This window comes from Bacillus sp. PK3_68, assembly GCF_003600835.1.
Classification (GTDB): domain Bacteria; phylum Bacillota; class Bacilli; order Bacillales; family Domibacillaceae; genus Pseudobacillus.
In genome coordinates, this window is record NZ_NQYC01000002.1 from 253,972 (window position 1) to 262,500 (window position 8,529).

The window sequence follows — 8,529 nt, forward strand, 5'->3', positions numbered from 1 at the left end:
CTTATATGTATAATGTAGACTGAAAATCTTACCAAAACTTAATGTCTACCTTAAAGTAATCTTAAAAGCAGGTGGAAGGATGCCAGAAGCAAAAATTGCGGTGCTAGAAGATGAAACCGCCATTGCCCAAATGATTGAAATTATACTTAAAAAAGAGGGATTTACAAATATTGAGCATTTCAAAACCATACAAACTATTCAAGACACGCTTCAAACAAATACATATGATTTTTATTTACTCGATATTATGCTACCAGATGGGAGCGGACTAGAAGTAGCTGAGGAAATTCGGCGCGTGAGTGATGCACCGATATTTTTCTTAACAGCAAAAACAAGTGATGCAGATAAGCTAATTGGCTTTATGAGCGGGGCAGATGATTATATTACAAAGCCATTTAACCCTCTAGAGCTAGTTGCACGAATTAAAGTTCAGCTGATGAGATATATGAAGCAAAAAGAGACTGATAGGGCTGGAACAAATACTATCTATACATGCGATTTCTTTACATTTGACAGATCTGCTGCCGAATTAACGGTAAATGGACAGACTGAGATGATCAGCGGTCGACTGTATCATTTGTTGAAATATTTATGCGAAAATGAGGGACTCGTGTTATCGAAAGAACAAATTTATGAACGGGTGTGGGGCGATACATTTTATGATGACAATACCATTATGGTTCATATTCGAAAACTACGAGAAAAAATTGAAAAAAACCCCGGGAAGCCTCAATGCATTGTTACTGTCCGTGGCATTGGATATAAGCTTCAAGGTGAGATAATAAAATGAAATTAAAGCCTTCAAGCAAACTGACTTTAAAATTTAGCGGCTATTTTGTTGTGTTTTATTTACTGTTTGTTATGAGCATTTTTTTTAGCTTTGGTCTTTTTATCTACTTTATATACGATAAAGTCGGCGACAATGTGCATATGAAAACAACCTATGAATTTGAAGGGATTGTTGAGAATGAGCAGCTTCCTAAATCATTAGAAAAAGCGGCTGAAGAAAACTTAGGGCAATTTTATTTATTGGATCAAGAGCTCACAATTTTGGATTACACAGGTGACGTATGTCAAATTTGCGATCTTACAAATGAACAATTATTGAATTTAGAGCTGCAGGGCATGCAAAAATGGGTAGCAGACGGCTATACATTTTTATTTATTGCAGATTTGCCGGCGGATGAAATACTGCAAAAATTACTAGCAATATGGCAGCCATCAAAACCGTTAACTGCAGAAGCAAAAGCGATTTTAAAAGAGGCAGGTGCGATGGTGGATGTTTATGATAAAAAGTGGCAGAGAACTTTAACGTGGGGTGCTTCTAAAAAAGCATTAACAAGAGCTGACTTGCTTGACGAAAATTATGATATTTTCGAATTAAAAGAGCTAACGCAAAGTAAGCAGGTTGGGGACTATACTGTAGCAGTGCGGCTTGATAATCCATCTTATAAACCTTTTTATGGTCCATTTAACAAAGCCATGATTTTATTAGTGAGCGTTTTTATTGGCGGGCATATTTTGTTAATTATTGGTGTTCTTTTGTTTTCTTTAAGCATTTCTCGGCAATTCATCCGGCCGATTGTGTATATTATGTCCCGTATTGAGAGACTCGCACAATTTAAATACGAGCCTTTAAAGGATAAAATTATTTATCATAAGAAAACTGGAAAAATGAAAAGGAAATACCGCTTGTTTGAGCCGGTAGATACATCATTGAATCATTTATCAGAGCGGCTTGCCTATAACGAAAGACAGCTTCAACATACAGAACAATTAAGAGAAGAATGGATTACAGGACTTTCACACGATTTAAAAACACCGCTTAGCTCTATTTACGGCTATTCGACTATGCTTGCTTCAGAAGATTACCATTGGTCCAAAGAAGAAATCCAGCAATTCGCCAAGACGATGCAAGAAAAAGCGAGCTATATGGACGCATTGATTAAAGACTTAACCTATACGTATCAGCTAAAAAATAATGCGGTCCATTTAAACAAAGAACGAATTTTATTATCCGATTGGCTCGAACAGTTTCAGGATGCGCGTATTGACATAAAGGTAGAGCATGGCTGTGATGTTTATGCCGATAAATTAGCGTTAAAGCGAATCATGGATAATCTGCTTTCCAATGCCATAAAATACACGCCTGAAGATCAAGCAATTCAGTTAAGTGCGACTTGTACAAACCGTAGTACAGCAATAACGATTTCCGACAAAGGGCCAGGTATTCCGCAGGCGAAACTCGACAATTTGTTTACAAGATACTACAGGGAAACCAATACGACCGACGCCGCAGAAGGAACAGGTTTAGGGCTTGCCATCACAAAACAATTAATTGATTTGCATGGGGGACAATTGATGTGCAATCCAACGTTAACGGAACGACTTTCACCATTCAGCTGTCGAATCAACCAAATGAATAATTTTTAAAAAACATCAAAATACGAGAAGGTTCCTCTTCCGAATCTTCTCGTAAATCCTTCTTAAGTTACAATACAACCGTTGCGCCAACTCCTCCTCTTTTTAAGATTTCCTTGTTATCTAATTTATTGATTCCCTTTGCAATCTTCTCAACTTCCCCAATAGTACATTCCTAAAGCAAAAGATTTTTTGAGAATAAACACAAGCAGGAAGTCTTTTAGTTTGAAAAAGGTAACCTGTTTTCATTAAAACTCAGAAAATAAATCAACCAAGAAGCCTATATTTAATGCTTCTTGGTTAATTTATGAGCTAGTCTTCTATTTATAGAATACAAATAACCTTTATTTGATCATCGAACAACTGACTATACATATATCTTATTATTTACGTTGAGCTTTTAGCCACTCCATTGCAACATGGACATGCAGGGCTGCCCCGTATTTGAAAATATCTTCATTCTGATGCATGCGAGGATTGTGAACAGGCGGCTCTCCCTCTTTGCCCGTGCCTAAAACAACAAAAGCAGAAGGAACTGCTTGAGTGATATGAGAGAAATCCTCTGATCCGCCTAATGCTCCAAGATCAGTAATATTTTCTTTTCCCATAATATCTTCTAGTGCGGGCATGATTTCATCAATAAAGTCTGCATCATTATGGGTCGTTGGTGTATGGAAGTCCACAATATTATATTCGCCGCGCCATGCTTTCACTGTATGATCAATCATTTCTGGGATTCGCTTGCACATATGGTCTCTTGATTCTTGGTCAAAGCTGCGCATATTTCCTTGTAACACGGCTTTATCAGGGATAATATTGGTCACCGCACCACCGCTCATTGCCCCGATAGAGAATGTCACATGAGCACGTGGGTCTACTTCGCGCGTATATAATAAATTTAAGCTTGTATATAATTGGTTCATGATCATATTCGCATCAATGGTTTTATGTGGTTGTGAACTATGTCCTCCATTTCCTTGGATTTCAACAATATAAGTATCCATGGCTTGAGTGAGTGGCCCTTTGTGAACAGATAATGTACCGGCTTCTTGGTCAGGCATAATATGAATACCAAACGCTGCATCTACTGTAGGATTTTGCAGTAATCCATCATCGATCATTAACTTGGAGCCATAGCCCCACTCTTCACCCGGTTGAAACATTAATTTAACAGTTCCTTGCAGTTGATCTTCATAATTCTTTAATACTTGGGCAGCGCCTAATAACATAGCAACATGTGAGTCATGACCACAGGCATGCATTTTGCCAGGGTTTTTTGATTTATATTCGGATTCATATTCTTCTTCAAGCGGCAGTGCATCCATATCGGCACGAAGAAGAATACACGGTTCCCCTGTTCCAATAGTCGCTACGACACCTGTACAATGGTTCTGTGCTCCAAATCCAGCTTTCTCATATTTTTTTGTAATTTCTTCAGGCACGACACCACATGGCTTGTTTTCAATCCCCATCTCATCTAATCGCTGACGAATATACTTTTGAGTGTTTGGAAGATCAAAGCCCAACTCTGGGTGCTGGTGTAAGTACCGGCGATCTTTAATGATTTGTTCCTCATACTTCTTTGCTTCTTCAAAAAAATTACCCATATTTGTAATAGTCTTAGCCATTATGCTGATTCTTCCTTTCTCTTGAAATTCCTGCCTTAAAGATAGGAGGAACATTTTTTTCTTTATAATGAAGTTACAGTGCATCTTGTTGTGAAATATCTGAATTTAAATCAAACTTTGGTTTTGATTTAATGGCAATAAAGAATAAGACAAACTCTACAACCGCAAGTGCAATTAACACCTTGATCAGCAGCCCGTATGAATGATTAATATTATAAATCAACCCTGCTGCTATCGGAGCTACAGCTGCACCCAACGAAGTAAACAGAGCAACTGTTCCATATTTTGAACTGTATTCTTTCTCACCAAAAAGCGCTCCTGTAAGATAGGCAGGTGTTACTGTAACAGCCGTTGAACCTAATGCGGAAAATACGGTATAAAGAATACCAGGGATTAATAAGTTGCCCTTCAGTAAAAACAGAAAACAGATAATATCTGACGCAACGATAAAAGTTAACGTTTTGATTAATCCTAGCTTGTCATATAATCTTCCGACTAAAAGTTTCGCCACAATGACCATCGCTGAGGCTAATGATAGTAGCAATGCAGCTTGTTGGGTTGGAGTGCCTATATCTGTTAAATAAGGGACCAAATTGATAATCATACTATTTACAACAATTCCCCCGACAAGGATTCCTGTACAAAGAGCCCAAAATGATACCGACTTGAATGCTTCCTTTTGAGTGACGCCTACTAATTCTTTCTGTGGTGCACCATTAGAAGTCTCCTCTTTCCCTAGAGGCAGTAAACCCTTATCAGCCGGGCTTAATTTAACAACAAATATAATCAATGGAACGAGTACAACCAGTATTAAAATCCCAATCGCAAGATAAGCCGTTCTCCATCCGTGAACTGTAATGATCCAAGTAACTAACGGACTAAGAATCATGCTCCCAAAACCTGTTCCGGACAAAGCAATCCCTAAGCTTAAGCCGCGTTTTGCATTAAACCAGTTTGTGATGAGAACGGAGACGGGAATCATTCCAGCTCCTGTCAAAGCCATCCCCATTGGTACGGCAAATAAAAGAAAGTGAATAAGTTCAGTTGCAAATGAAAAACCTATATACGCCCCTGCTCCCAGGAGGGTAAAGATCGTCATGTATACTCTAATGTCCATCTTTTTCATTAACCTGCCAGCGATTGGAGCGATGATCATGGCTGTTGTTGCCATTACGGTGTAATACATGGTAAATTCAGCTCTGCCAAAACCAAGCTCTTCTGTAACCGGCTTAGTAAAAAGTGACACTAAGTTTGCAATAGGCGCATATAAAAAAGTCATAATCAGGAAGCCTGCTACTAATATCCACCATCCGTAAAAAATACCGCCTTTTTCATTCATATCACACTATCCCCCGTTTTCTTTTGTTATGTTGACTTACCAATCCCCTCTAGTGTCACTCATTTCACCGAATAGAGAATAGCATTAATAAGATCACTTCTCATCGTTACAGAATGACTCATCACAACAAATTACACAGTCCCCCTCATTAACTGACAGGGTAATCTTTCACCCCCTCTAACCGTTTGTGTAGAAGCTATAATTCAACTAATCCCTTGAATAGTTCAACTCCTGTTTCAATGAGGTCATCATAGAAGTCGTACTCATAGGTATGAACTTGTGGATAATCTACTCCGTTTCCGATAAAGCAATATGCCCCCTTTGTTAACTTTAAATAGTGGCCAAAATCATCCGAAGCCCGAAAAGCCTCTTTGAGTTCCACCAATTCCATTCCTTTCGATTTTGCTACCTGACGAATTTTATCAGAGCTCTCCTTGTGATTTACCGTCTCTGGAAAAGTATCATTATAGGAAAAGCTTACTCTCAGTCCATGCCTTTCTGCTTGCGTTAAAGCAAGTTCTTCAAGGTTTTTCTGGAGCTTGTCCAATTCTTCCTCATGCAGGGCACGAATCGTCAGAAGTAAATCTCCTTTGCTCGCAGACATTCCGAAAGCTCTTTTGCCTATATCCACTTGGACAACCGTGCAGAGTACTAAGCCTCTATTGTTCTCTGGAGAAGTAAACTCAGGAATAGCATCGATAACTTTCGCTATGGCAAAAGCCGGATTGACCCCATCCTCGGGCTGGCTGGCATGGGCTGGCGCCCCTTCCATCTGGATCGTCATGCCTTTGGAAGCACAGTGAGCGGTACCATCTATCACATTGATGGATTTAAGGGGCATACCGCTCATATTGTGGTAAGCAAAAATTTCTTCAATATGGTTCTCCTCGATAAAGGCAGCACATTGAGCAGCGCCGTCTCCTGTTTCTTCTGCATGCTGGAACAGGAAAAAGACGTTTTTGTCTGCGCCATTTTGGTCAATTTCAAGTGCAAATCCTGCTAGTGTTGCTGAGTGTCCATCATGTCCGCATTTATGTGCTTTTCCCGGGATTTGAGAAGCCCATGGAAGATCGATCACTTCATCCATTGGAAGTGCATCAAAATCTGCACGAAAAGCAATATTGGATTTATATACTCCAGCCCGGTAAATGGCATAGAACCAATTGCCTTTATCTACAATTTCAAGACTCGTATGCGTTTTCAAAAAATCCATTAAACGCTGTTTTGTCCATACTTCTTCATTAGAAAGTTCAGGATGTTGATGCAATTCACGACGCAATTGTTTAGCAAGTTCTAAGTTTCTCTTTTCCATTGTAACTATCTCCTTGAGTTAAGCGTTTTCTAAAAAAGATTCAATGTGTAGTTAGTATTAGAGTCATTGCTCAGTCAGCTGATAACGTATACATAACAACTGGATAGCCCCTTCGTTATGTAGAGAGCAATCGCTTTCAAAACTCAAAATACTATCCTCATTTATGAGTCTTTCATACTTATATGCAAATCCTATGCCAAAATTTCGTTACCTTTATCCTCCTTCTATTAAAGAAAGCTCCACAAAGAAGGGTAAGTTTTTTTTACTAATCAGGTGAAAATTTTCCCCCTTTTTATCATGTAACCTTGTATTAAATTTGGTCATGTTCATGCTTATTGAACTAAAGATCCTTTTAATTTATTAAGAGAAACGAATATATTACAAAGAGTGTATTAAAGAAAGTAAATGCGTTGTATATACTGTTATCAATAACGATGAGAGGGTTCAATGAGGAAGAAGATCAAGAAGAATAAATGGAATATAAACATCTTGATGCATATTTATTGTTCGTTGAAGCATTAAAAAAGAAATGGGTGTTTTATGTTCCGAAAAAATTTTTAGTGATTCTGACGAAGAGTGAAATAAACGGCTATTTGATCTTTTAAATGGCTTATCCCAGCAGCAGATCGTTATGAGCATGAATATAAAAATTTTGTAACATAGGAGAAGGATTAAGAATGGCTGACCAAAAGGCTTATAAGGGATTACACACTTAAAAAGATACTAGATACCTTTTACATTCAGGGAATCCCTAGTATGTACAAAAAAGCACCTGGCCAGTTTTACAAAAACTGGCCAGGTGCTTTTTATAATTTACATATCCCAGAGGATTCGAACCTCTAACAGTCAACTTATACGTGTAAATTTATTGCTCTCCCATTGAGCTATTGTGGAACAAAGTGGGCCTGAATGGACTCGAACCATCGACCTCACGCTTATCAGGCGTGCGCTCTAACCAGCTGAGCTACAGGCCCATTTATGTAAATGGAGCGGGTGATGAGAATCGAACTCACGACATCAGCTTGGAAGGCTGAGGTTTTACCATTAAACTACACCCGCATATGTTTTGGAGGCAGCAACCGGATTTGAACCGGTGATAAAGGTTTTGCAGACCTCTGCCTTACCACTTGGCTATGCTGCCAGTAAAAGAAATTGGCTGGGCTAGCTGGATTCGAACCAACGAATGACGGAGTCAAAGTCCGTTGCCTTACCGCTTGGCTATAGCCCATTAATAATAATAGGTATGGGGCGATCGATGGGAATCGAACCCACGAGTGTCGGAGCCACAATCCGATGCGTTAACCACTTCGCCACGACCGCCATAATGATAGTTAATTTGGCAGGGGCAGTAGGAATCGAACCCACACTGGAGGTTTTGGAGACCTCTGTTCTACCGTTAAACTATGCCCCTATCAAACTGGTGGAGGGGGACGGATTCGAACCGCCGAACCCGGAGGGAGCGGATTTACAGTCCGCCGCGTTTAGCCACTTCGCTACCCCTCCATCTGAAATAGAGACAGCTTCTTAGACAATGAAAAAATGGTGGCTCAGGACGGAATCGAACCGCCGACACATGGATTTTCAGTCCATTGCTCTACCGACTGAGCTACTGAGCCACACAAGAATATTATATATCAACAGCAAGACACTCCTTGCTGGAAGAAATATGGCGGTCCGGACGGGACTCGAACCCGCGACCTCCTGCGTGACAGGCAGGCATTCTAACCAACTGAACTACCGGACCAGATTGCGGGGACAGGATTTGAACCTGCGACCTTCGGGTTATGAGCCCGACGAGCTACCAGACTGCTCCACCCCGCGACGATAAC

Annotated in this window: 5 protein-coding genes and 10 tRNA genes; 2 read left to right on the forward strand and 13 right to left on the reverse strand. The window is 39.8% G+C overall.

Annotation, left to right across the window (positions count from 1 at the left end):
* Positions 1-79 precede the first annotated feature (79 nt).
* Positions 80-790 (forward strand): response regulator transcription factor, encoded by a 711-nt coding sequence (locus CJ483_RS23590; protein WP_120038610.1) that lies wholly within the window; start codon positions 80-82, stop codon positions 788-790.
* The gene (locus CJ483_RS23595) at positions 787-2,433 is read left to right on the forward strand and encodes a sensor histidine kinase (RefSeq protein WP_259455854.1); all 1,647 of its coding nucleotides are present in this window, start codon (positions 787-789) and stop codon (positions 2,431-2,433) included. The genes CJ483_RS23590 and CJ483_RS23595 overlap by 4 nt, the downstream gene beginning before the upstream one ends.
* A 371-nt stretch (positions 2,434-2,804) precedes the next feature.
* Here the strand turns inward: CJ483_RS23595 and CJ483_RS23600 are convergent, their stop codons facing one another.
* The 13 genes from CJ483_RS23600 to CJ483_RS23665 all read right to left on the reverse strand — a co-directional run bounded on the left by CJ483_RS23600 (position 2,805) and on the right by CJ483_RS23665 (position 8,521).
* A complete protein-coding gene (locus CJ483_RS23600) occupies positions 2,805-4,049 on the reverse strand; it encodes a M20 metallopeptidase family protein (protein WP_220702352.1) in 1,245 nt (414 codons plus the stop codon).
* Between the two features lie 73 nt (positions 4,050-4,122).
* On the reverse strand, positions 4,123-5,388 hold the full coding sequence (locus CJ483_RS23605; RefSeq protein ID WP_120038612.1) for an MFS transporter: 1,266 nt from the start codon (positions 5,386-5,388) through the stop codon (positions 4,123-4,125).
* Between the two features lie 196 nt (positions 5,389-5,584).
* Positions 5,585-6,700, reverse strand: a complete 1,116-nt coding sequence (locus CJ483_RS23610) for a M20 metallopeptidase family protein (RefSeq protein ID WP_120038615.1) — start codon at positions 6,698-6,700, stop codon at positions 5,585-5,587.
* 900 nt (positions 6,701-7,600) lie between these two features.
* Positions 7,601-7,674: transfer RNA gene (locus tag CJ483_RS23620), tRNA-Ile, on the reverse strand.
* Positions 7,675-7,685: 11 nt separating this feature from the next.
* A tRNA-Gly gene (locus tag CJ483_RS23625) sits at positions 7,686-7,759 on the reverse strand.
* Between the two features lie 8 nt (positions 7,760-7,767).
* Positions 7,768-7,841: transfer RNA gene (locus CJ483_RS23630), tRNA-Cys, on the reverse strand.
* Positions 7,842-7,853: 12 nt separating this feature from the next.
* A tRNA-Gln gene (locus CJ483_RS23635) sits at positions 7,854-7,928 on the reverse strand.
* A 16-nt stretch (positions 7,929-7,944) separates the two neighbouring features.
* Positions 7,945-8,020 (reverse strand) — tRNA-His (locus CJ483_RS23640).
* 17 nt (positions 8,021-8,037) lie between these two features.
* Positions 8,038-8,111 (reverse strand) — tRNA-Trp (locus tag CJ483_RS23645).
* A gap of 7 nt (positions 8,112-8,118) precedes the next feature.
* Positions 8,119-8,203, reverse strand: a tRNA-Tyr gene (locus CJ483_RS23650).
* Positions 8,204-8,240: 37 nt separating this feature from the next.
* Positions 8,241-8,316, reverse strand: a tRNA-Phe gene (locus CJ483_RS23655).
* 51 nt (positions 8,317-8,367) lie between these two features.
* A tRNA-Asp gene (locus tag CJ483_RS23660) sits at positions 8,368-8,444 on the reverse strand.
* Between the two features lie 3 nt (positions 8,445-8,447).
* Positions 8,448-8,521: transfer RNA gene (locus tag CJ483_RS23665), tRNA-Met, on the reverse strand.
* Positions 8,522-8,529: the final 8 nt, after the last annotated feature.

Coding starts and splice junctions, on each gene's coding strand:
- CJ483_RS23590 (WP_120038610.1), top strand. CDS start 80: ATGCCAGAAGCAAAAATTGCGGTGCTAGAAGATGAAACCGCCATTGCC.
- CJ483_RS23595 (WP_259455854.1), top strand. CDS start 787: ATGAAATTAAAGCCTTCAAGCAAACTGACTTTAAAATTTAGCGGCTAT.
- CJ483_RS23600 (WP_220702352.1), bottom strand. CDS start 4,049: ATGGCTAAGACTATTACAAATATGGGTAATTTTTTTGAAGAAGCAAAG.
- CJ483_RS23605 (WP_120038612.1), bottom strand. CDS start 5,388: ATGAATGAAAAAGGCGGTATTTTTTACGGATGGTGGATATTAGTAGCA.
- CJ483_RS23610 (WP_120038615.1), bottom strand. CDS start 6,700: ATGGAAAAGAGAAACTTAGAACTTGCTAAACAATTGCGTCGTGAATTG.